A 25108-nucleotide genomic window follows, 5' to 3' on the forward strand; every position below is an offset into this window, starting at 1 on the left:
GAGCCGCGCCTCGACGCCGATGGGCGCGAGGCCGAGGATCGGGGACCGATGAGCAGCAGAAACTGGAGATCACGGAGCCTGAGCGCCGTGATCGTGACGAGCCTCCTGGCGCTGGGAGGGCCACTGGCAACGGCCAGGGCCGCCGGCGGGCCCAACATCGCGCTGGGCGACGCGGCAGCGGCGAGCAGCACGCACAACGAGTACCACGCGCGCAACATCACCGACGGGAACCAGGGCACCTACTGGCAGAGCTCCGGCACCACCCTGCCGCAGTGGGTGCAGGCCGACCTCGGCGCCACCGAGCGGGTCGAGGAGGTGGTGCTGAAGGTGCCCGCCGGCTGGGAGAGCCGCAGCCAGACACTCTCCGTCCAGGGCAGTGCCGACGGGACCAGCTTCGCCACCCTGAAGAACTCCGCGTCGTACACGTTCAGCCCGGGTACGGGCAACACCGTCACGGTGTCCTTCCCGGCCACCCAGGCGCGGTTCGTCCGCGTCGACATCACCGCCAACAGCGGCTGGGGGTCGGCCCAGCTCTCGGAGCTCGAAGTACACGCGGCGGACGGCTCGTCGGCCAACCTGGCCGCGGGCCGGACGCTGACCGCGAGCAGCCACACCGAGGTCTACAGCGCACCGCAGGCGAACGACGGCAACCGTGCCACCTACTGGGAGAGCGGGAACAACGCTCTTCCGCAGTGGCTCAAGGCCGACCTCGGCTCCTCGGTACGCGTCGACCGTGTCGTCCTGCGCCTGCCGTCCACCTGGGAGGCCCGCACCCAGACACTGAAGATCCAGGGCAGCACGAACGGAACCGACTTCACCGACCTGACCGCCTCCCGGGCGTACGCCTTCGACGAGGCGAGCGGCCGTTCGGCGACGATCACCTTCGACGCCACCACCACCCGTCACGTCCGCGTCCTGGTCACGGCCAACAGCGTGCAGTCGGCCGCGCAGATATCCGAGTTCGAGGTGTACGGGCCGACGAGCGGTGACACCCAGGCGCCGACCGTCCCGTCCGGCCTCGCGTACACCGAGCCCGCCACCGGGCAGGTCCGCCTCACCTGGAACGCCTCCTCGGACAACACGGCCGTCACCGGGTACGACGTCTACGCGAACGACACCCTGCTGACGAGCGTCGCCGGGAACGTCACCACGTACACGGACAACCGGCCGGCGAACCAGACGGTCACCTATCACGTACGGGCCAGGGACGCGGCCGGGAACCAGTCCGCCAACAGCAGCACGGTGACCCGCCGCGCCGACACCGGCGACACGCAGGCACCCACCGCGCCCGCCAACCTGGCCCTCTCCGAGCCCGCCACCGGGCAGGTCCGCCTCACCTGGAACGCCTCCTCGGACAACACGGCCGTCACCGGATACGACGTCTACGCCAACAACATCCTGCGGGGCAGTGTCGCGGGCGACATCACCACGTACACCGACACCCAGCCGGGCACCGCCACGGTCACCTATCACGTACGGGCCCGGGACGCGGCAGGGAACCGGTCCGCCAACAGCAACACCGTGACCCGCAACGGCAGCGGCGGTGGGGGTTCCAACCTGGCGGTCGGCAAGCCGATCAGCGCCTCGTCCACGATCCACACCTTCGTCGCCCAGAACGCCAACGACAACGACACGGCCACCTACTGGGAGGGCGCGGCGGGCGGCTACCCCGCCACCCTCACCACCAGGCTGGGATCGAACGCCGACCTCGACCGCCTGGTGCTCAAGCTGAACCCGGCCGGCGCCTGGTCGGCCCGGACGCAGACGATCGAGGTTCTCGGCCGCGAACAGAGCGCCTCCGGCCTCACCAGCCTGGTCGCGGCGAAGAGCTACCCGTTCGATCCCGCCACCGGCAACAGCGTCACCATCCCCGTATCCGGACGCGTGGCCGACATCCAGCTCAGGTTCACCGCCAACTCCGGCTCCTCCTCGGGCAGCTCGCCGAGTTCCAGGTCGTCGGAGTACCGGCGGCCAACCCGGACCTGGAGATCACCGACCTCGCCGTGACGCCCGCGGCTCCGGTGGAGTCCGACGCGATCACCGTGAGGGCCACGGTCCGCAACAGCGGGACCGCCGCCTCTCCGGCCAGCGCCGTCGCCCTGCGGCTCGGCGGTACCAAGGTCGCCACGGCCCAGGCGGGGGCGCTCGCGGCAGGGGCACAGACCACGGTCAGTGCCTCCATCGGAGCGCGTGACGCCGGTTCGTACCAGCTGAGCGCGGTCGCCGACGAATCGCAGGCGGTCATCGAGCAGAACGAGTCGAACAACACCTACACCAGCCCCACCGCGCTGGTCGTCAGGCCCGTCGCCAGTTCCGACCTGGTCACCGCGTCGGTGACGACCTCGCCGTCCAGTCCGGCCGCCGGGGACACGGTCTCCTTCAAGGTGGCACTGAAGAACCAGGGCACCGTGGCGAGCGCCGCGGGAGGACACGAGGTGACGCTCACCCTCCTCGACCCGAAGGGTGCCACGGTCAGGACCCTGACCGGCACGCACACCGGGGTCATCGCCGCGGGCTCGTCGGCCGACGTGGTCCTCGGCCCCTGGGCGGCGGTCAACGGCTCGTACACCGTCAGGGTCGTCCTGGCCGACGACGCCAACGAGCTGCCGGTCAAGCGGGGGAACAACACCTCCTCCCAGCCCTTGTTCGTCGGGCGTGGCGCCGGCATGCCGTACGACACGTACGAGGCCGAGGACGGCACGGCAGGTGGCGGCGCACAGGTCAGGGGGCCCAACCGGACGGTCGGTGACATCGCGGGCGAGGCGTCCGGACGCAAGGCGGTCGAGCTCGACGCCACGGGTGAGTACGTCGAGTTCACCACGCGTGCCCCCACCAACACCCTGGTGACCCGCTTCTCGATCCCGGACGCCCCGGGTGGCGGCGGCATCGACTCCACCATCAACGTCTACGTCAACGGGGTGATGAAGAAGGCGCTCCCGCTGACATCGAAGTACGCCTGGCTGTACGGCGCGGAGACCGCACCCGGCAACGCTCCGGGATCGGGCGCCCCGCGCCACATCTACGACGAGGCACACGTCGTGCTCGGCGAGACGGTTCCCGCGGGCAGCAGAATCCGGTTGCAGAAGGACGCCGCGAACACCTCGACGTACGCGATCGACTTCGTCGACCTCGAGCAGGTCGCGCCGGTCGCCAACCCGGACCCGGCCGCCTACACGGTGCCGGCCGGCTTCACCCACCAGAACGTCCAGGACGCGCTGGACAGGGTGCGGATGGACACGACAGGCAAGCTCGTCGGTGTCTACCTGCCGCCGGGCGACTACCGGACGGCGAGCAAGTTCCAGGTGTACGGCAAGGCCGTGAAGGTGACCGGGGCGGGCCCCTGGTACACGAAGTTCCACGCGCCCTCCACCCAGGACAACACCGACGTGGGCTTCAGGGCGGACGCGACGTCGAAGGGCTCGTCGTTCTCCGGCTTCGCCTACTTCGGCAACTACACCTCGCGGATCGACGGCCCGGGCAAGGTGTTCGACTTCGCGGGCGTCTCGGACATCGTGATCGACAACATCTGGACCGAGCACATGGTGTGCCTCTACTGGGGCGCCAACACGGACCGGATGACGATCAGCAACTCGCGTATCCGCAACATGTTCGCCGACGGCGTCAACATGACCAACGGCTCGACGGACAACCTCGTGTCGAACAACGACGCCAGGGCCACGGGTGACGACAGCTTCGCGCTGTTCTCGGCGATCGACGCCGGTGGCGCCGACATGAAGAACAACGTGTACGAGAACCTGACCAGCACGCTGACCTGGCGGGCCGCGGGTGTGGCCGTCTACGGCGGCTACGCCAACACCTTCCGCAACATCCACATCGCGGACACGCTCGTCTACTCCGGTATCACGATCTCCTCGCTGGACTTCGGCTACCCGATGAACGGCTTCGGGACCGAACCGACGAACCTGGAGAACATCTCGATCGTGCGGGCCGGCGGGCACTTCTGGGGCTCGCAGACCTTCCCGGGCATCTGGGTGTTCTCGGCCTCCAAGGTCTTCCAGGGCATCAGGGTCAGCCACGTGGACATCGTCGACCCCACGTACAGCGGGGTCATGTTCCAGACCAACTACGTGGGCGGACAGCCCCAGTTCCCGATCAAGGACACGGTCTTCACCGACATCTCCATCACCGGCGCCCGCAAGAGCGGTGACGCCTACGACGCCAGGTCGGGCTTCGGTCTCTGGGCCAACGAAGCGCCCGAATCCGGTCAGGGCCCCGCCCTCGGCGAGGTGACGTTCAACGGCCTGGAACTGAACGACAACGCCGTGGACATCCGTAACACGACGTCGACCTTCAAGATCAACATCAATTCGTGACCCACCCCGTACGGGGGAGCACGAGGGCGTGACGAGGTCAGCGCAAGCCGCTTACGAGGCTTGCGCTGACCTTTCATGCGCTGAGGACGGAAGTGCCCTGGTGGCCGCCTACGGCTGGTGGTCACCACCGAACATCAGCGGTCTGTCAAACAATTACGAAGTCAGCGCGAGATCTTGCGCTCTCTTGTTGGTGATGGTTGAGTGTGCCGCGCCCCGCATCGCACCGGCGGTGGGGCGACCTCCACGTACATGCCCGAAGGGGACCACCCATGAGAACTGCCCGGTTCCGTCGTACGCGCCGCACCAGCGCGGTCACCCTCGTCTCCGCCCTCACGCTCACCGCGCTCGCAGCCTGCGGCACGAGCAGCAGCGGCAACGGCAGCGGTGGTTCCGAAGGCGGTGGCTCCTCGGACCCCGCCGCTCCGCTGGACCCGAAGACGAAGGTGACGCTCACGATCGACTGCATGCCGCCCACGGCGAAGGCGGCCGAGCTGAAGGAGTGGAAGGAGGACGTCGCCGCGTTCAACAAGACGTATCCGAACGTCACCGTCGAGGGCCGCTCCACGGCCGGACAGTGTCTGGAGCCGCCGCGCTTCACGGCGATGCTCAAGGCCAAGTCGCAGCCGGACGTCTTCTACACCTACTTCACCGACCTGCCGCAGGTGCTCGACAACGACGGCGCCGCCGACATCACCGCGTACGTCAACGACAGAAGCGTCCCCCTGCTGAAGGACATCGACCCGGACGTGCTCGGCTCGCTCAAGCAGGACGGCAAGCTCTACGGCCTGCCCACCAGCAACTACACCATGGGCCTGCTCATCAACCGCGAGCTGTTCCGGCGGGCCGGACTCGACCCGGACGCGCCGCCGCGCACCTGGCAGGAGGTCCGGGCGGCCGCGAAGAAGATCGCGGGCCTCGGCGAGGGCATCGCCGGGTTCGGCGAGTACAGCGCGGGCAACACCGGCGGCTGGCACTTCACCGCGCAGATGTACAGCGTCGGCGGAGAGGTCGTCGACGCGAGCGGTACCAAGGCGGCGTTCAACGACGAGCTCGGCAAGCAGGTCGCCGAGAACATGCACGCCATGCGCTGGCAGGACAACAGCATGGGCAAGACCCAGCTGCTCAAGTGGGGCGACCTGCAGAAGCAGATCGCCACCGACAAGCTCGGCATGTTCCTCGCCGCCCCCGACGACATCGCGTACATGGTCCAGCAACTCGGCGCCGAGTACGAGAACTTCGGGATGGGCCCCATACCCGGCGAGAAGAACACCCTGGCCGGCGGCAACAGTTACATGGTCAAGAAGGGCATCTCCGGCGACAAGATCAAGGCCGCGATCGCCTGGCTGAACTACAAGAACCTCACCGTCGGCAAGGGCCAGTTCGACTGGGCCCGCACCAAGGCCGACAAGCTCCCGGTCGGTATCCCGCAGCCCAACTTCTGGCTGAACGAGTCCAAGGCCAAGGACGACGCCGCACGCGTGGAGCACGCCACCATGCCGGTCGCCAACTTCAAGACCTTCATGGACAACCCGGTCGCGGGCAAGGCCGAGCCGCCGAAGGCCCAGGAGGTCTACAAGGTCCTCGACAACGTCATGTCCGGCCTCCTCACCAACAAGGACGCCGACATCGACAAGCTCCTCGCCACAGCCGAGTCGCAGGTCAACCAGGTCCTCGCCAACCAGTGACCGGTGCCTCGTGGGGTGGCGGAACCCGCCCCACGAGGCTGTGAGCGCCGCGGCCCCGTCCCGGCGCACCGGACACGCGGCGCACCGGACCCAGGACATGCCGACGGCCCCCGCGCCCCCCGCTCACGCAACCGGCACCTCAGCACCAAGGAGTAACGATGTCGGCCCCCAGTCTGACCCCGAGCAAGGCGGCGCCGGCGCCTGACTCCCGGCCCCGGCCGGACGGCGCGGAACCGCCCGCCCGGCCGTTCGCCAGGAGCCTGCGGCGCAATCTCACCGCGCACGGCTTCCTCATCGGCGCCGTCCTCTGCTTCGCCCTGTTCTCCTGGTATCCGATGGTCAGGGAGTTCTTCCTCGCCTTCCAGAAGACCGAGGACGGGCAGACCACCTGGGTCGGCATGGACAACCTCGTCACGGTCTTCAACGACCCCGCCTTCTGGCAGGCGTGGCGCAACACGCTCCTGTTCACCGTGCTGGCGCTGGTGTTCGGCTTCGCGGTGCCGTTCGCCGTGGCGGTGGTGATCAACGAGTTCCGGCACGGCAAGGGCTACCTGCGGCTCCTGGTCTACCTGCCGGTGATGCTGCCCCCGGTCGCCTCGGTCCTGCTGTTCAAGTACCTGTACGACCCGGGATACGGCCTCCTCAACGAACTGTCCGGCTTCTTCGGACTGCCGGAGCAGCAGTGGCTCCAGGACCCGGACACCGCGATGCTCTCGGTCGTCGTCGCCTCCACGTGGATGAACATGGGAGGCGCGGCCCTCATCTACCTCGCCGCGCTCCAGGGCATCCCGGGCGAGCTGTACGAGGCGGCCGAGCTCGACGGAGCGGGCGTACTCCGCAAGATCTGGCACGTCACGATCCCGCAGACCCGGCTCATCCTCTCGCTGATGCTGCTCATGCAGATCATCGCCACCATGCAGGTCTTCGTCGAGCCCTTCCTGCTGACGGGCGGCGCCGGCCCCGAGGGCTCCACCACGACCGTGGTCTACCTCATCTACCAGTACGCCTTCAACTTCAACAACTACGGTGCCGCGGCGGCCCTCGGCCTGCTCCTGCTCGTACTCCTCGCCGGATTCTCGGCGGCGTACGTGAAGCTCAGCCGCGCCGAGGACGAATAGGACCGGGGGAACCACCATGTCCACACGCACACTCATCTCACCGGCACAACTCGCCCGGCCCCGTGGCAAAGCCCTCTACTGGGTGACGTTCGCCGTCGTCGTCGGCGGCTTCACCCTGGTGTTCCTGGGCCCGCTGTACTGGATGATCTCCAGTGGCCTCAAGGACACCCAGGAAGTGATCCAGACCCCGCCGACCCTGGTGCCCGGCTCCTTCGAGCCGGAGAACTACGCACGGGCGTGGGACGTCATGGACCTCGCCACCCTGCTGTTCAACACGCTCTACTACGCGTTCGGCGCGCTGGCCTTCCAACTCGTCCTCGACGTCGCCGCCGCCTACTCCCTCTCCAAGCTCCGCCCGGTCCTCGGCAAGGCCATCCTGGGCATGATGCTGGCGACACTGATGATCCCCGCCGCCGTCCTGGTCGTCCCGCAGTACCTGACGGTCCTGGACGTGCCGGTCATCGAGCGCAACCTGCTGAACACCCCCTGGGCGATCTGGCTGCCCTCCGTCACCAACGCCTTCAACATCTTCCTGCTCAAACGCTTCTTCGACTCGATCCCGAAGGAACTCCTGGACGCGGCGTCCATGGACGGCGCCTCTCCCACACGCACCCTGTGGTCGATCGTGCTCCCGATCTCCCGGCCGATCCTCGGCGTGGTCTCCATCTTCGCCATCGTGGGCGTCTGGAAGGACTTCCTCTGGCCCATGCTCACCCTGCCCGACCCCGCGATGCAGACCCTCAACGTGGGCATCTACTCGCTCTCCAACGGGGTCCCGGTCAACGTGCTGATCGCCGCGCTCACGATCGCCTCGGTGCCGACGCTGCTCATCTTCCTGGTCTTCCAGCGCAACATCATGAGCGGTCTGACCGCCGGCGGCCTGAAGGGCTGACCCCGAGGGTCCGCCCGGTATCCACCACCCACATGACTTCGCCGCCGGTCCGTCCGAACGCCCCGCTGTCCGGACCGGCGGCGAAGATCCACCCTGCCCGAAAGGACGTTCACGTGGCAGTCCCTCATGCGCACAGCACCGACAACTGGTGGCGCGACGCCGTCATCTACCAGGTGTACCCACGCAGCTTCGCCGACGGCGACGGGGACGGCACCGGGGACCTCGCGGGCGTCCGGGCGCGACTGCCCTATCTCGCCGAACTCGGCGTGGACGCCCTGTGGTTCACCCCCTGGTACCTCTCGCCCCTCGTCGACGGCGGCTACGACGTCGCCGACTACCGCACCATCGACCCGGCCTTCGGTACCCTCGCAGAGGCCGAGAAACTGATCGCCGAAGCCGGTGAGTGCGGCATCCGCACCATCGTCGACATCGTCCCCAACCACGTCTCGGACCAGCACGCGTGGTTCCGGGCAGCTCTGGCGGCAGGACCCGGAAGCCCCGAGCGCGAGCTGTTCCACTTCCGGCCGGGCCGGGGCGAACACGGCGAACTGCCGCCCAACAACTGGCCCTCCCAGTTCTCCGGCCGCACCTGGACACGGGTGCCGGACGGGGAGTGGTACCTGCACCTGTTCGCTCCCGAGCAGCCCGACCTCAACTGGGCCCACCCGGCAGTCCGCCAGGAGCACGAGGAGGTGCTCCGCTTCTGGTTCGGGCGCGGGGTCGCCGGCGTACGGATCGACTCCGCCGCCCTGCTCGCCAAGGACCCCTCGCTCGCCGACTTCGAGGAGGGCGTGGACCCGCACCCGTACATCGACCAGGACGAGCTCCACGACATCTACCGTGCCTGGCGTGCCATCGCCGACGAGTACGGAGGTGTCTTCGTCGGTGAGGTGTGGCTGCCCGACGCCGAACGCTTCGCCCGGTACCTGCGCCCCGACGAGCTGCACACCGCCTTCAACTTCACCTTCCTGACCTGCCCCTGGCACCCTGACCGGCTCCGGGAGGCCATCGACGGCACACTGGCCGAGCACGCGCCGGTCGGTGCCCCGGCGACCTGGGTGCTCTGCAACCACGACGTGACGCGGACCGTCACGCGCTACGGCCGCGCGGACACCGGATTCGACTTCGCCACCAAGGCGTTCGGCACACCCACCGACCTGGAGCTCGGCACACGCCGCGCGCGCGCCGCCGCCCTGCTCACCCTCGCCCTTCCCGGGCTGTCTACCTGTACCAGGGGAGGAGCTGGGGCTGCCCGAGGCGGACATCCCGCTCGACCGTATCCAGGACCCGATGCACTTCCGCTCCCGGGGCACCGACCCGGGACGGGACGGCTGCCGGGTGCCGCTTCCCTGGACGGCGGACGCCCCGTACGCCGGTTTCGGTGCGCTCACCGAACCCTGGCTGCCCCAGCCCGCGGGGTGGCCATCCTTCGCGGTCGACCGGCAGAGCGCCGACCCGGGGTCGATGCTCGCGCTCTACCGGCGGGCGCTGGCGCTGAGACGGTCGTCAGACGGCTTCGGTGACGGCCCGATGACCTGGCTGCCCGCGGCGCAGGGCGTACTCGCCTTCGCCCGGACGCACGGTCTGATCTGCGTCGCCAACCTGTCGGACCGTCCCACCCCCCTCCCGGCGCACAGGGAGCTGCTCCTCGCGAGCGGTCCGCTCGACGGCGAGGGTCTGCTGCCGGGGGACACCGCCGTCTGGCTGCGCGCCTGACGCCGAAAGGCACGCTCGGCTGGTGGTGGACAGAGATCGCCACGGGTGTGTCCGGCCGGCAGGCGCGGAGTGGCGGGCCGTACGCGCGGGGAGGTGAAGAGCGATCAGGGGGTGCGGGGTTCCGGCTGGGTGATGTGACGTCGCGCGAGTGTCGACCGGTGCGGAGCGCGGCGTCAAGAGGCGGGGACGCGTGTACGACGGGTCGGACGGCATGGCGCCTGATCTCGCCAAAAGCCCCAGGTGGCGGCCGGATCACCGCCTGGTCCGACGCGTCGGACGCAGGTGCCCGGCGAAGTCGGGGATCGCCTCCGTGGTGCGGGCCGGGCCATGTGCGCGCCCCGGTCGTTCCGTCGCCCCCAAAGCTGTCGGAACCGTTGACGTGCACAAGCGGGGTGCCTATGTTCTGGTCGAAGTTACGTACGATGTCCGATATTTCGAACATCTCGTAGCCGGGGCTGTCAGCCCGCGGCTGTCGAAAGGGACTCGCTGTGCTCCGCACCCGCTACTGGTCCACCCTCATGGCAGCACTGCTCGTCATGCTCGCCGCGGTCGCCACCCAGCCGGCCGCGGCCGCCGAGGGACGTCCGTACACCAATCCCGTCAAGGCGGTGAAGGGCGCCGACCCCTGGCTGGAGTACCACAACGGCCACTACTACCTGGTCACCACGTCCTTCACCGGCGTGCTCACCATGCGCAAGTCACCCACCCTGGCCGGTCTTTCGACGGCCCCCAGCGTCCAGGTCTGGAGCGACACCACCGCCACCCGCAACACCAACTTCTGGGCGCCCGAGCTGCACTTCGTCGACGGCCGCTGGTACCTCTACTACTCAGCGGGGCAGAGCGGTGCCGCCTGCTGCGACACCCAGCGCACCTACGTCCTGGAGAGCGCGGGCAGTGACCCCATGGGCCCGTACACCTACAAGAACCAGCTCACCGGATCGAACCTGACCCCCGGTGGCTGGCTCATCGACGCCAGCGTGCTGCGGCACGGCGGCAAGCTGTACCTGCTCGGCAGCGGCTCCGTCAACGGCAGTCCCCAGAGCCTGGTCATCGCCCCGATGAGCAACGCGTACACGGTGAGCGGCTCCACCTTCACCGTCATCTCCCGCCCCACCCTCAGCTGGGAGACCCAGGGTGGCACGGTCAACGAAGGACCCGAACCGCTCTACCGCGGCGGCAAGACCTTCGTCGTCTACTCGGCGAGCGCCTGCTGGGGACCGGACTACAAGCTCGGCCAGCTGCAACTGACCGGCGGCAACCCGCTGCTCGCCTCCTCCTGGACCAAGAAGCCCACCCCGGTCTTCTCGCGGAACGACTCAGCGGGGGTCTACGGCCCCGGCCACAACGGTTTCTTCACCTCGCCCGACGGCACCGAGAACTGGATCGTCTACCACGCCAACGACTCCACATCGGACGGCTGCGACAACGGCCGCACCACGCGCGCCCAGAAGTTCACCTGGAACGCGGACGGCACCCCTGAGTTCGGCGCACCGGTCGCCCTGGGCGCCACCAGGCCCGGCCCGTCCGGAGAGACCGCGGCCACCCCGGTGGCCTACACGCTGGTGAACCGCAACAGCGGCAAGTGCCTGGAGGTCACGGGCGGCAGCACGGCGGACGGCGCCGGTATCGCGCAGTGGACCTGCGGCGGCGGTGCCCACCAGACATGGCGGATCGAGGACCTCGGCGACGACACCAGCCGGCTCGTCAACGTCGCGACCGGCAAGGTCATGGACACGGCCGACTGCTCCACCGCGGACGGCGCGGACCTGCGGCAGTGGTCGTGGCTGAACAACCACTGCCAGAAGTTCCGGCTCGTGCTCACGGCCTCGGGTGACTACGTACGGATCGTCAACGAGAACAGCGGCAAGGTCGCCGACGCCGCCGACTGCGGTACGGCGAACGGCACCGACGTACGTCAGTGGACCTGGCTCGGCAACGCCTGCCAGCAGTGGCAGCTCAGGCCGGCGGCATGACAACTGTCAAGGAGAGGAAGACAGTGGGACGCGACATCACGAAGGTGCTCATGGCCCTGTTCGCCACGCTGGCCGTGCTCACCACCGCAACCCCGGCGCACGCGGCCCCGCCCGCCTCGCCGGCCGTCACCTTCACCAACCCGGTCGCCGGACAGCGCGCCGATCCGCACGTCTACAGACACACGGACGGCTACTACTACTTCACCGCGACCGTCCCCGCCTACGACCGGATCGTCATGCGGCGGGCCACCACCCTCCAGGGCCTGTCCACCGCTGCCGAGACCACCATCTGGAGCAGGCACACCAGCGGGGAGATGGGTGCGCACATCTGGGCTCCGGAGATCCACTTCATCGGCGGCAAGTGGTACGTCTACTTCGCCGCAGGGTCGACCGGCGACATCTGGAAGATCCGGCCGTACGTCCTGGAGACCGGCGCGGCCAACCCGCTGACGGGTACCTGGACCGAGAGGGGGCGCATCGCCCTGCCGCTCGACACCTTCTCCCTTGACGCCACCACCTTCGTCGTCGGCTCGACCCGCTACCTCTCCTGGGCGCAGAACGACCCGGCGGTGGGCGCGGGGACCAACATCTACCTGGCCAGGATGGCCAACCCCTGGACGATCAGCGGCAGCCCGGTGATGATCTCCCGGCCGACCTACGCGTGGGAGCGGGTGGGCCACACGGTCAACGAGGGCCCCGCGGTGATCCAGCGCGGCGGCAGGGTCTTCATGAGCTTCTCCGCCAGCGCCACCGACAGCAACTACTGCCTCGGCCTGCTCACCGCCTCGGCGGGCGCCGACCTGATGAACCCGGGGTCATGGGCCAAGAACCCGAACCCGGTGTTCACCAGCAACGCCGCCACCGGCCAGTACGGCCCAGGGCACAACACCTTCACCACGTCCGAGGACGGCAAGTCGGACGTCCTCGTCTACCACGACCGCGACTACAAGGACATCAGCGGTGACCCGCTCAACGATCCCAACCGCCGCACCCGCTTCCAGAAGCTCTACTGGAACGCGGACGGCACGCCCAACTTCGGCATTCCGGTCGCCGACGGGGCCACCCCCGTCCGCTTCTCCTCCTTCAACCTTCCCGACCGGTACATCCGGCACCGGGAGTTCCGCGCGAGGCTCGAAGCGAACGTGACCAACCTCGCGGACTCGCAGTTCCGCGTCGTCGCCGGCCTCGCCGGCAGCGGCACCGTCTCCCTCGAATCGGCCAACTTCCCCGGCTACTACCTCCGGCACAGGAACCACGAGGTGTGGGTGGAGAAGAACGACGGCACGACGGCCTTCGGGCACGACGCCGGCTTCCACCGCCGGCCTGGCCTCGCCGACACGACCGCCGGTGTCTCCTTCGAGTCGTACAACTTCCCCGGCCGCTACCTGCGTCACTACGAACACGCGCTGGTGACGCAGCCCGCGGAGACGACGACCGCCAAGGCGGACGCGACGTTCCACGCCCAGTAGGGACGCCCGGGCCCACCGCCGGTGCCGTTCGCCTTGTGGCGGGTAGTCGAGCAGGGCGTGCACGGAGCAACCGTGCACGCCCTGCTCGACGGGGGAGCAGCTGCCCCGGAACAGTCATGGCGCTCCTGGCCCTGCCGGACGAAGACACACCGCAGGCCGCCTGTCGGCCGGAGCCTGTCCGTGATCCCCTCGGCGCCCGCTCGCGCGACATGGCCGCGGGACCGGATTGCTCCGGTACCTCACGGGGCAGCCGTATGCAATCTTGGATGTCAGGGGGGACAGCGGCATGAGGAGGCTCGGTTGCGTCTCAGTCACAGTCGGCCCACCGATCCGGGCTACACCCGGAGACGGCATGGGCGGGGCTTCAGCTACCTCGATGCGCACGGACTGCCCCTCCGCGACCCCGCGGAGCTGGACCGGATCGAGGCGCTGACCATTCCGCCTGCCTGGCGGGACGTCTGGATCTGCCGCCGGGCCGGCGGGCACCTCCAGGCCGTGGGCACCGACGCCGCCGGCCGCCGGCAGTACCTGTACCACCCGCAGTTCCGGGCCGAGCAGGAGCAGGCGAAACACGGGCGCGTACTGGAGGTCGCCGAGCGGCTGCCCAGGGTGCGCGAAGCGGTCGAAGCGCACCTGAGCGACCGGGGGCTCACCCGCCGACGCGTGCTGGCGACCGCGGTACGCCTGCTCGACCTGGGGTTCTTCCGGATCGGCAGCGACCGCTACACGGACCTGAACAACAGCTACGGCCTGACCACACTGCTGCGGGGGCACTCACGCTGCGGGGCCGGGGAAGTGGTCTTCACCTACCCCGGAAAGCACAGCAAGGAGCAGATCCAGGCCGTGGTCGATCCCCCCACCTGCCGCAGCCTGACATCCCTGCTGCGCCGGCGCGGAGGAGGAGACCGCCTGCTCGCCTACTGGGAGCGCCCCGAGTGGCACGAGGTGAGCGGCGCCGACGTCAATGCCTACCTCAAGGAGCAGGCGGGGCTGGAGATCACCGCGAAGGACTTCCGTACCTGGCACGGCACGGTGATGGCCGCTGTCGCCCTGGCCGTCTCGCAGGGCGCCGCCCGCAGCGAGACCGCCCGCCGCCGCGCCATCGCCCGGGCGGTGCGGGAGGTCTCCGGCTACCTCGGCAACACTCCGGCGGTCTGCCGTGCCTCCTACATCAACCCGTCCGTCATCGAACTGTACGAGGAGGGCATCACCGTCGCGGCCGTCCTGCCGCACCTCGGCGCCGAAGGGACGTACGGCACGCCTGCCACGCAGGGCGCTGCCGAGCGGGCGGTGCTGCAGATGCTGCGGACCGGGCGGGCACCGGTGGCGTCGGACTGAGCCACGCCAGACGGTTACGTGCGGCGAGCCGGCCGCCCCGGGGGCGGACAGGGGTGAGTTCGGTGCACAGACATGAGAGCGCTTGCTGTCAGCGTTGCCGCCTCCGCGCGGCGCGACGCGTGCTCATGCGGAGGCGAGACGTCGGCGGCCAGCAACGCAATCTCTCCGAGTCTCCACGGTGTCGGTCCTGGGAGACATGCCCAGTTCCCGTGACCGCTCAGGGACGGTGCAGGGGTCGTAATGGGTCGTATGCGCAGAGGCGACCGGTCGGCGAGCCGTCGCGGTGCAGGCCACCATCCACGCCCGTGAACTGCAATCATCCAGGTTCCGGCCTCGGTGGAGAGAGGCGCGCGCCACCGGGGCGCGCCCTCCGTGGCCAGGGCGGCGTCGGGCGTCCCGCACCCCCTCCGGGCGCCCGCCACCGACGCCTCCGGCCGGCCCGAGGCCGCAACGGCCCACGGGAGAGGGGGAGTCCGTCCCTCCGGAAAGCGCCGGGAGCCTTGTCAGTCCAACTCGCGCAGCCCTATGCTGCGCGGGCAGAAAGCGCTTTCTCGCTCAGGCTCCCGTGCGTCGGTGCATGAGCCGCTACCGAGCCGGACAGGGCGGGCGCGGCGCGACAGTTCCACCTGATTCACCTGTACGAGCCCTCGGATACGGGGGAAGCAGGACCGCCAGGCGACACGGCGGCGGTCCGTAGGACCGCCTGACATGTCCACGGCGGTCGTGTGCGATACCTGATGTGCGAAGAGGAATGGGGAGACCAGGATGAGACGACCATTCGTACTCCGACTCTGTGCGGCGCTGGCCACGATGTCACTCGCGGCGGTGGGCGGTGTGATCATCGCGACGCCTGAGGCTTCGGCGGCGACCGGCACGGCCACCGGCTACGCGACCCAGAACGGTGGGACCACCGGCGGCGCCGGTGGGCAGACGGTGCGTGCCACCACGGGGACCGCGATCCACGCGGCTCTGTGCGGCCGGGCGAGCAGCAGCACCCCGATCACCATCCAGGTGGAGGGGACCATCAACCACGGCAACACGGCCAAGGTGTCGGGTACCAGTTGCAGTACCGCGGCCGGCGTGATCGAACTCAAGCAGATCAGCAACGTGACGATCGTCGGTGTCGGCAGCGGAGCGGTCTTCGACCAGCTCGGCATCCACATCCGCGACTCCCGCAACATCATCATCCAGAACGTGACGGTCCGGAACGTCAAGAAGTCCGGGTCGCCCATCTCCAACGGTGGTGACGCCATCGGTATGGAGAGCAACGTCCGCAACATCTGGGTGGACCACACGACCCTTGAGGCGTCGGGCGGGGAGTCGGAGGGGTATGACGGCCTCTTCGACATGAAGGACAACACCCAGTACGTCACCCTGTCCTACAGCACGCTGCGCAACTCCGGCCGGGGCGGCCTCATCGGTTCGAGCGAGACCGAGCTCTCGAACGGCTTCGTCACGTTCCACCACAACCTCTACGAGAACATCGACTCCCGTGCGCCCCTGCTGCGTGGCGGCATCGCCCACATGTACAACAACTACTACCTCAAGCTCAACGAGTCCGGCATCAACTCCCGTGCCGGGGCCCGCGCCAAGGTGGACAACAACTACTTCAAGGACTCCAAGGACGTCCTGGGCACCTTCTACACCGACGCGGCCGGTTACTGGCAGGTCAGCGGCAACACCTTCGACAACGTGACCTGGTCGAGCCGCAGCAGCGACCACAACCCCGCCGGTCCCAACCCGCAGTCGAACACCACCGTCAGCATCCCGTACGCCTACACCCTCGACGCGGCGAGCTGTGTGCCGGCCGTCGTGGGCCAGACCGCGGGCGCCAACAAGGGGCTGAAGGTATCGGACGGCAGTTGCTCGCCCCAGACGCCGACGCCGACCCCCACGCCGACCGACCCCACGCCCACACCGACCCCGCCCACCCCGGGGCCGACCCCGCCCGGCGGAACCAACCTCAGCATCGGGGCGGGCGCCGACGGTTCCGGCAAGGCCGACGGGACGAGCTACGGCAACGTGCGCGACGGTGACATGAACACCTACTGGTCTCCGGCCGGTCCGACCGGTTCGATCTCGGTCAAGTGGGGGTCCGCCACCGCGGTCTCCACGGTCAACATCCGGGAGGCGGCGGGATCCACGGGCAGCATCGGCGCCTTCAAGCTGATCAACGCGGACACCGGTGCCGTCCTGGCCTCCGGTTCGCGGGGGGCGTCATCACCTTCCCCCGGACCTCGCTGAGCAAGATCACGTTCCAGATCACCAGCTCGACGGGTACCCGAAGGTCGCCGAGTTCGAGACGTACGCAGGCTAGCCGCCCGCCCCAGACGCCCCCGACCGGCCGTTCCACGGTCCGGCCGGGGGCGTCTGGGGCGGTCAGGCCACCGGCTCCCCGGCGACGTCGGTCCCGACGGTCTCACGCGGGGGGACTCGGCCATCCGCGCCCGCTGTACGGCGGAGAGGGCGCGGACCATGAGGGCGGCGGCCACCTCAGCGTTCGTCCCCGCCGGGTTCCCTCCGGGGCTCGGCCGTGCCCATGGCCCGCTGGTCCTCATCCGTCCACTTGCGGGTGTCGCGCGGTTCGACGTAAGGCTCCTGGTCCGGGGCGTGACCGGCGAGCACCGCTCGTTCCCGTGCCATCTCCGCGTCGAACTCCAGCCCCAACAGGATCGCCAGGTTGGTGATCCACAACCAGACCAGGAAGATGATGACACCGGCCAGTGCGCCGTACGTCTTGTTGTAGGAGCCGAAGTTGGCCACGTAGAAGGCGAACGCGGCCGAGGCGACCATCCAGATGAGCAGGGCGAGCAGGCTTCCCAGTGAGACGAACCTGAAGCCGCGGTCCTTGGCGTTCGGCGCCGCCCAGTACAGGACCGCGAGCATGATCGCGACGAGCAGCACGAGCACCGGCCACTTGGCGATGGACCAGACGGTCAGGGCAGTGTCGCCCACGCCCAGAGCCGTACCGATCTGACGGGCGATTCCGCCCGACAGGACGACGATCAGGGCACTCACACAGGCCAGGACCATCAGGACCAGTGTCAGCCCGACGCGTACGGGCAGCACCTTCCAGGCCGGACGGCCTTCGGGGATGTCGTAGACGACGTTGGAGGCGCGGATGAAGGCCGCGATGTATCCGGAAGCCGACCACAGCGCACCGAGCAGACCGACGATCGCCAGGACGGAGCTGGTTCCGCCGGTGGACTGCAACTGGGTCACCGCATTGGTGATCACGTCGCGGGCCGCACCGGGAGCGAGCTTCTGGATGTTGTCCAGCACGGTCCGGGTGGCGGACTCGCCCGCGATGCCCAGCAGGGCGACGAGGACCAGGAGGGCGGGAAACAGGGCCAGGATGCCGTAGTACGTCAGGGCGGCGGCCCGGTCGGTCAGTTCGTCGCGCTTGAACTCCTTGACCGTGCGCTTGAGCACCTGCGTCCACGACGCCTTGGGGACCTCGGTCGGCGAGTGGGGCGCTCTGCCGGGGCCCTCGGAGTGTTCTGCTGACATACAGCTCACCTGCCTGTCATCGGGGGTGTGTGACACCGCGATCCCCCCCCGCGCCCGGGAGAGAGGTGCCTCCGCCGTCCCGACGGGCGGCGGAGGCACCTCCCGGCTCCGGCCTGAGGAGCCCGTCAGCCGGTGTTCCGGCCGGTCCTGTCGCGCGCCTCCTGGGCGGCTTCCTGTCCGGTCTGCCGGAGCCCGGCGGCGGCGTCCTGGCCGGACTCCCGGGCCTGTTGAGCGGTGGCGTCGACCGCGTCCCTCGCGGCCTCCTTGAGCGACTCCGCGGCCTCGGCGGCCGGCTGGCGCATCTCTTCCTTGATGTCCTGCGCCGACTGCTTGAGGGGCTGGAGCAGTTCATCGGAGTGCTCGCCGATGCGCGAGCCCAGCCGTTCCTCGGCCTTGGTGGCGGGGAAGAGAGCGGCGGCGAGCATCCCCGCGCCGAAGGCGATGACGCCTGCGGCCAGCGGACTGCCCTGCGTCCGCTGCGCGACCTGGCCTGGCGTGGCGCGGACGGACGCGCCCACCTGTTCGGCGGTCTGCCGTACCGTCGCGCCCGCCTGTCCGGCGGTCTCGCTCGTGCTCTCGGCGATCCCGTGCAGATGTCCGCTCGTCGAATCCCGAGTGTCGTTCGCCGCACCCATCACGCGCTCCTTGAGGCCGGTCAGCCGGTGCTGCGCGGCGTCGGCCTTCCGCCGCGCGACCTTACTCGGCGTCACCTTGTCCGCGAGGCGGTCCACGTTGTGGGCCAGATGGGCCCTGGTGTACTCCGCCTCGGTCTTCAGCTCGTCGGGTTGCGCGCCCATCGGGCGTCCTCCTTCAGGGATTCGGTTGTCCGCTCGGGGCCCCGTACCGTGCGCAGGCGTGCCTTGCCCGTCACGAAGAGAACGGCTGCCACGAGCGCCCAGAACGCCGTCACGATGAGAGCGGCCCAGGCGAGGTCGACCACGTGTGCCAGGCCGAAGATCGCGGCCAGACTGCCCAGCAGCACCGCCAGGTGCCCCGCGTAGCCGGCGCCCGCGAGCATGCCCGCGGCCTTGCCGGCCTTGGTGCTCTCCTGCTTGATCTCTGCCTTCGCCAGCTCGATCTCGGTGCGGACGAGACGCGAGAGATCCTTGCTGATCTCACCGACCAGCTCTCCGACGGAGGGGTCCGATGACGGCGCCAGGGTGGAGGGAGTGGCTCCGGTGCCCGGCCCGGCGACGGCGTCCTGCGAGGAGTGAATAGACATGACTCATCCCCCTTATGGCTGCCGCTGATCGGGATCGATCGGGTCCGGGTAGGGGCCGGCCACCGGAACCGGTCCCGGCGTCGTCACACTCCCGCCGTAGGACGGGGTGCTCGGCGGTGGTGCATGGCGGTCGCCCGGACCGCCCGCCTCGTAGGCGTACGGGGGACCCGGAGCCTGCGCCCGGTCGGTACCGCCGGGGGACGGGGTCCCGGAGCCGCCGCCGCTGTCGGCCGACTTGATGCCCTTGCCGATCCTGGCGACCGCGAAGCCGGCGAGTGCGGCACCCGCGAGAAACGCTCCGGGGCGGCGCCGGGCGAACTCCTGGAGGTCGCCCATGAGCCCCTCGGGGCCCCGGCTCTCCAGATGAGCAGCCACGCGCTGCCCACGGTCCGCGATCTGGCGCACCGCCGACGCCGCCGAGGAGTCCTCCTTGGCGTTGTCACTCATGTCCCGCAATTCGTCGGAGAGCCGTCGTATGCTCTCCGCCACGCGCTGTGTCTGGGAACTGGCCTGGTCCTGGAGCCGGTCGCGCAGTTCGCCCGCGAGGTCCTGGGCCTTGGCCGCCGCCTCACCCGCGACACCGGCCGCCTGCTCCCTGGCGGTCCCGGCCGTTTCGGTGGCCTTCTCGCCCACCAGCCCGGCGCCCTCGCCGACCTTGTCGCGCGCGGTCCGCGCGACCGTCGCCGACTCCTCGTTTCCACGGCTAGAACCGTCGAAGTCACTCAATGTTCCTCCTCGGTCGGCTCTTCATCTCGTGATGTCGTGATCACGTCGCCCACTGCGGGCGTCTCTTCCATGATGACCACCGTGACGACATGCGCCACATGGGATGGTTTCGCCCAGGACAGGAGCGGACCAGGTCCATTCCCTGTGCGCCGGCGCCGCGCCGCATCGGCTCGCCGACCGATGCGCTGATCACTGCGGTGCCGCACGCGGGCACACGACTGCCGCGTGCCCACCCGGGCGGCGGGACCCGGCGGAACTCCACCGACCCCGCCGGACATCCCTTCCGGTCATCAGACGCTGTGTCGGGGGGCCTGTGACCTCAGCCCACCTCCCAGCGCCGTTCGTCCTGCGGGTTCCCCTCGCACGCTGTGACAAACGGACGATCTTTTCGCTGTTTCTCAGGGATATCAGGACAGTTTCCGGGGGAAAACGACCATTCTCTCCGTCCGCTGTTGATCTTTGCGTATTCTGCGCACCGCGCGATCCATCACGCGATTTCCTTGTCCACACCGCTTCTGCGCACGGATGCGCACTCGAGAAGGCAGAGAATGAGACACACCTCCAGGACGATCACCGCGATAGCCGCGCCGGTCCTCGCAGCGGCCCTGCTCGTGGTACCCGCTCCGACCGCTGCCGCGGGCCCGGCGGAGCCGGTCTACGGCGAGTTGGTGCGCAACGGCACCTTCGACACCGTCACCGCCCCCTGGTGGGGCGCGGAGAAGGCGTCGATCGCAGCCGTCGCCGGCGCCATGCGCATCACCGCCGCCGGGACCGGCACAGGCACCAGTGGGAACCTCTGGGACGCGGTGGTGGGCCAGAACAACATCAACCTGCGCCAGGGCGCCACGTACACGCTCTCGTTCGACGCGAAGGCGTCCGTGCCGCGCACGGTCAAGTCGACGGTCCAGCTGGGTACCGCTCCCTACCCGGTGTCCCTGGACCGCAACGTCGAGCTGACCACCACCAGCAAGCGCTTCAGCTGGACGTTCACCTCGACCCTGACGACGGGTGACGGTCACGTCGACTTCCAGGTGGGCGGTCTGCCCGAGCAGAACGTCATCACCCTGGACAACATCTCGCTGACCACCTCCACCGCGCGTGAGGGCTTCTACACCGACCCGGCGAACAACGCGGTGAAGTGGGCCGACGCCAACTCGGACCCGCGCGAGGCGAAGATCAAGGCCGCCATCGGGGACCACAACTCATCGAAGTGGTTCGGCAACTGGGACGCCGACGGCAACCCGAACACCGGTATCCAGGCCGAGGTGAGCAACTACGTAGGCGCCGCCGCGGCCAAGGGGAAGCTGCCGGTCCTGGTGGCGTACAACATCCCCGGCCGTGACTGCGGCGGCGCCTCGTCGGGCGGTTCGCAGGACGCCGCGCTCTACAAGACGTGGATCAGCGCCTTCGCCCAGGGCATCAACGGGCGCCCCGCCGTGGTGATCCTGGAGCCCGACGCGGTCGCCCAGTCCTCCGACCCGGCCTGCGTGGCGGGCGAGGCGCTCGAAGCCCGCTTCGACATGCTCTGGTACGCCAACCAGCACCTCGCCGCGCAGGGCCCGCTCGTGCGCACGTACCTCGACGCGGGGAACGCGTCCTGGACCCTGGGGCCGGACTTCAGCGGCAACTCCGGCATCGGCCTCCAGCGGATGGCCTACCTGCTGAACCGCTCCGGCGTGTCCATGGCCCGAGGCGTCTCGATCGGCGTCGCCAACTTCCACTCCACCGACATCTCCAACCAGTACGGAGCCCGGCTGGCCACGCAGATCAAGAACGACTTCGGCGTCGACTCCCGCTGGGTCATCGACACGGCCCGCAACGGGAACGGGTCGTACGTCACGCCGGGAGTCCCGTCCAGCGGCCACGTCGGATTCTGCAACCCCACGGGCCGCAAGCTCGGCGTGACCTCCCGCGCGGGCACCGGCGGCGCCGAGTACCTCCTGTGGATAAAGAACCCGGGTGACTCCGACGGCAACTCCGCGCAGTGCCCGGCGGGCTCCCCGCCGGCCGGCGCCTTCTCGCCGAACCTGGCCGAAGCGCTCATCGACGGCAGGTGACCACCTCCCGCCGGGCCGCCCCCCGGGGTCCGGCCCGGCGGGGCATCGTGGAGTATGGGCCTCTCGTACGCCCCCCCTCGTCTCCGCGCCGAGGAGCGGGCCCGGGAGTTGGGGGAGCCATGGCTCTGGAGATGCGCACGCGTTGTGAGCGCTGCGGGACCGCCGAGCTGCCGCCGGACGCGGCGGCTAGGATCTGCTCGTACGAGTGCACCTTCTGCGTGGCGTGCGGCGACGCGATGCACGCCGTCTGCCCCAACTGCGGAGGCGAGCTCGTCGCCCGGCCGCGCCGACAGGCCCCCGGGCGGCCGTGACACCGCCACCACCGCCCGGCTGCCCGCCGGACCTCAGGCGCCGACGTACGCCGCGAGGTACTCGCCGGTGAGCGTGGAGCGATCGGCGACCAGGTCGGCGGGGGTGCCCTCGAACACGATCTGCCCGCCGTCGTGCCCCGCGCCGGGGCCGAGGTCGATGATCCAGTCCGCGTGTGCCATGACCGCCTGGTGGTGCTCGACGACGATCACCGACCTGCCCGAGTCCACGAGCCGGTCGAGCAGGCCGAGCAACTGCTCGACGTCGGCGAGATGGAGGCCGGTGGTCGGCTCGTCGAGGATGTACACCCCGGCCTTCTCCGCCATGTGGGTGGCCAGCTTCAGCCGCTGCCGCTCGCCCCCGGACAGCGTGGTGAGCGGCTGGCCGAGGCTGACATAGCCGAGGCCCACGTCCGCGAGGCGCTCGAGGATGCGGTGCGCCGCCGGGGTACGGGCCTCGCCCGTGCCGAAGAACTCCTCCGCCTCGCTCACCGGCATCGCGAGAACTTCGCTGATGTCCCGGCCGCCGAAGCGGTACTCCAGGACCGATGCCCCGAACCGCTTTCCCCCGCACTCCTCGCACGGGGTGGCGACACCGGCCATCATCGCCAGGTCCGTGTAGAGGACACCGGCGCCGTTGCAGGTCGGGCACGCACCCTCGGAGTTGGCGCTGAACAGCGCGGGCTTCACGCCGTTGGCCTTGGCGAACGCCTTGCGGATCGGGTCGAGCAGCCCGGTGTACGTCGCCGGGTTACTGCGCCGAGAACCCTTGATCGCCGACTGGTCGACCGAGACGACGTCCTCGCCCACGGGGATCGATCCGTGGATCAGGGAACTCTTGCCGGAGCCCGCCACCCCCGTGACCACGCAGAGCACCCCGAGGGGGATGTCCACGTCGACGTCGCGCAGGTTGTGCCGGTCCGCGCCGCGGATCTCCAGCACTCCGGTGGGCTCGCGCACCGACTCCTTGAGGGCGGCCCGGTCGTCGAAGTGGCGGCCGGTGACCGTGCCCCCGGCCCGCAGCCCCTCGACGGTGCCCTCGAAGCAGACGGTGCCGCCCGCCGTCCCGGCGCCCGGACCGAGGTCGACGACGTGGTCGGCGATGGCGATGGTCTCCGGCTTGTGCTCCACGACGAGCACCGTGTTGCCTTTGTCGCGCAGGCGCAGGAGCAGGTTGTTCATCCGCCGGATGTCATGGGGGTGCATGCCGATGGTCGGCTCGTCGAAGACGTAGGTGGTGTCGGTGAGCGAGGAGCCGAGATGGCGGATCATCTTGACCCGCTGCGCCTCGCCGCCCGAAAGCGTGCCGGAGGGGCGCTCCAGCGACAGGTAGCCGAGGCCGATCTCCACGAACGAGTCCAGGGCCGCCAGCAGCGCGGTGAGCAGCGGCGCGACCGACGGGTCGTCGAGGCCGCGCACCCATCCGGCCAGGTCGCTGATCTGCATCGCGCACGCGTCGGCGATGCTGATCCCGCCGACCTTCGACGACCTGGCCGCCTCGCTGAGCCGGGTGCCGTCGCACTCGGGGCATCGGGTGAAGGTGACCGCCCGGTCCACGAACGCCCGGATGTGCGGCTGCATCGCCTCCCGGTCCTTGGAGAGGAACGACTTCTGGATCTTGGGGATCAGCCCTTCGTACGTGAGGTTGACTCCCTCCACCTTCACCTTGGTCGGCTCCCGGTGGAGGAAGTCCCACATCTCCTTCTCGGTGAACTCCCTGATCGGCTTCTCCGGGTCGAGGAAGCCCGACTCGGCGTAGGTGCGCACCGTCCAGAAGCTGTCCGACTTCCAGCCGGGGATGGTGAACGCGCCCTCGGTGATCGACTTGGAGTCGTCGTAGAGCTGGCTGAGGTCGATGTCGGAGACCGAGCCCCGGCCCTCGCACCGCGTGCACATGCCGCCGGTGCGGGTGAAGGTCACCTTCTCCGTCCTGGTCCTGCCGGCCCCCCGGTCGACGGTGAATCCACCGCTCGCCTTGACCGAGGCGACGTTGAAGGAGAACGCGTTGGGCGAGCCGATGTGCGGTTCCCCGAGCCGGCTGAAGAGGATACGGAGCATCGCGTTGGCATCGGTGGCCGTGCCGACCGTGGATCGGGGGTCGGTGCCCAGCCGCTGCTGGTCGACGATGATCGCGGTCGTCAGACCGTCGAGCACGTCGACCTCGGGCCGGGCCAGGGTCGGCATGAACCCCTGCAGGAAGGCGCTGTACGTCTCGTTGATCAGCCGCTGCGACTCCGCGGCGATCGTCCCGAACACCAGCGAGCTCTTGCCCGAACCGGAGACGCCGGTGAAGACCGTCAGCCGGCGCTTGGGGATCTCGACGCTGACGTCCTTGAGATTGTTCACGCGCGCGCCGTGCACTCGGATCAGGTCGTGACTGTCGGCGGCGTGCGGCGCGGATGCCTGCGTGCGGGTTCTCCTAGCCGTACTCATCAAAGTCTCCATCTGTCTACGCGGGGTCGCCCCGCGGCCCCTGCGGTCCCCGTGGGCATCGCCCCGCTCGGTCGGCGGCTTCCGGACCCTATATCCCGCGTGGGGCGGCACGCGGGGGTTTCAGCCCGCCACCGGACGCCGGCGGCCGACGTCATGAGCCTTCTGCCGCACGGAGGCGACGGCGAGGTCCGCACGGCCCGACGGGGAATCGTGCTGTGCGTGACCGCCACGCTAGCCCCGACCCTGGGGCCGCGCTTCTCGATTCCTGACCGCTTGGACCGGCCGTCGGAGCGCCCGGTCCGTGCGCAGCGCCCGAGGCGCGCGGAA

The 25108-nt window shown here is 69.4% G+C and carries 13 protein-coding genes and 3 pseudogenes; 11 read left to right on the forward strand and 5 right to left on the reverse strand.

All coding sequences use genetic code 11. The annotated features are described in order from the left end of the window. Window positions 1-48 precede the first annotated feature (48 nt). The 9 genes and pseudogenes from Sfulv_RS26885 (at window position 49) to Sfulv_RS26925 (ending at window position 16842) form a co-directional block, all read left to right on the forward strand. Window positions 49-4334 (forward strand): annotated as a pseudogene (locus Sfulv_RS26885) (discoidin domain-containing protein). Window positions 4335-4603: 269 nt separating this feature from the next. After that, on the forward strand, window positions 4604-6019 hold the full coding sequence (locus tag Sfulv_RS26890; protein WP_173317041.1) for an extracellular solute-binding protein: 1416 nt from the start codon (window positions 4604-4606) through the stop codon (window positions 6017-6019). A 158-nt stretch (window positions 6020-6177) separates the two neighbouring features. Next, window positions 6178-7137, forward strand: coding sequence for a carbohydrate ABC transporter permease (locus Sfulv_RS26895; RefSeq protein WP_173317042.1), 960 nt, complete (start codon window positions 6178-6180; stop codon window positions 7135-7137). A gap of 16 nt (window positions 7138-7153) precedes the next feature. Next, entirely contained in the window at window positions 7154-8029 is an 876-nt protein-coding gene (locus tag Sfulv_RS26900) for a carbohydrate ABC transporter permease (RefSeq protein WP_173317043.1), read from the forward strand. 113 nt (window positions 8030-8142) lie between these two features. Continuing rightward, window positions 8143-9745, forward strand: a pseudogene (locus Sfulv_RS26905) (glycoside hydrolase family 13 protein). Window positions 9746-10263: 518 nt separating this feature from the next. After that, window positions 10264-11718: a family 43 glycosylhydrolase gene (locus tag Sfulv_RS26910; RefSeq protein WP_173318244.1), complete on the forward strand. Its 1455-nt coding sequence runs from the start codon at window positions 10264-10266 to the stop codon at window positions 11716-11718. Between the two features lie 50 nt (window positions 11719-11768). After that, a complete protein-coding gene (locus tag Sfulv_RS26915; protein WP_218578094.1) occupies window positions 11769-13187 on the forward strand; it encodes a family 43 glycosylhydrolase in 1419 nt (472 codons plus the stop codon). A gap of 300 nt (window positions 13188-13487) precedes the next feature. Then, a complete protein-coding gene (locus tag Sfulv_RS26920) occupies window positions 13488-14525 on the forward strand; it encodes a DNA topoisomerase IB (protein WP_173317045.1) in 1038 nt (345 codons plus the stop codon). A 765-nt stretch (window positions 14526-15290) separates the two neighbouring features. Next, window positions 15291-16842, forward strand: a pseudogene (locus Sfulv_RS26925) (pectate lyase family protein). 176 nt (window positions 16843-17018) lie between these two features. Here the strand turns inward: Sfulv_RS26925 and Sfulv_RS26930 are convergent. The 4 genes from Sfulv_RS26930 to Sfulv_RS26945 form a co-directional block, all read right to left on the reverse strand. Continuing rightward, window positions 17019-18035 (reverse strand): YihY/virulence factor BrkB family protein, encoded by a 1017-nt coding sequence (locus tag Sfulv_RS26930; RefSeq protein WP_173317046.1) that lies wholly within the window; start codon window positions 18033-18035, stop codon window positions 17019-17021. 125 nt (window positions 18036-18160) lie between these two features. Continuing rightward, a complete protein-coding gene (locus Sfulv_RS26935) occupies window positions 18161-18832 on the reverse strand; it encodes a DUF3618 domain-containing protein (RefSeq protein WP_173317047.1) in 672 nt (223 codons plus the stop codon). After that, a complete protein-coding gene (locus Sfulv_RS26940) occupies window positions 18808-19257 on the reverse strand; it encodes a phage holin family protein (protein ID WP_173317048.1) in 450 nt (149 codons plus the stop codon). The genes Sfulv_RS26935 and Sfulv_RS26940 overlap by 25 nt, the downstream gene beginning before the upstream one ends. Before the next feature lie 12 nt (window positions 19258-19269). Beyond that, window positions 19270-19983, reverse strand: a complete 714-nt coding sequence (locus Sfulv_RS26945) for a hypothetical protein (RefSeq protein WP_173317049.1) — start codon at window positions 19981-19983, stop codon at window positions 19270-19272. Between the two features lie 548 nt (window positions 19984-20531). Here Sfulv_RS26945 and Sfulv_RS26950 point away from each other — a divergent pair. Beyond that, window positions 20532-22040: a glycoside hydrolase family 6 protein gene (locus Sfulv_RS26950; RefSeq protein WP_218578067.1), complete on the forward strand. Its 1509-nt coding sequence runs from the start codon at window positions 20532-20534 to the stop codon at window positions 22038-22040. 119 nt (window positions 22041-22159) lie between these two features. Beyond that, window positions 22160-22351, forward strand: coding sequence for a DUF1272 domain-containing protein (locus Sfulv_RS26955; RefSeq protein ID WP_173317050.1), 192 nt, complete (start codon window positions 22160-22162; stop codon window positions 22349-22351). A 33-nt stretch (window positions 22352-22384) separates the two neighbouring features. On the opposite strand, the gene Sfulv_RS26960 is transcribed toward Sfulv_RS26955, so the two are convergent. Further along, a complete protein-coding gene (locus Sfulv_RS26960; RefSeq protein WP_173317051.1) occupies window positions 22385-24781 on the reverse strand; it encodes an ATP-binding cassette domain-containing protein in 2397 nt (798 codons plus the stop codon). Window positions 24782-25108: the final 327 nt, after the last annotated feature.

The sequence above is a fragment of the Streptomyces fulvorobeus genome, from assembly GCF_013167895.1.
Lineage (GTDB): Bacteria > Actinomycetota > Actinomycetes > Streptomycetales > Streptomycetaceae > Streptomyces > Streptomyces fulvorobeus.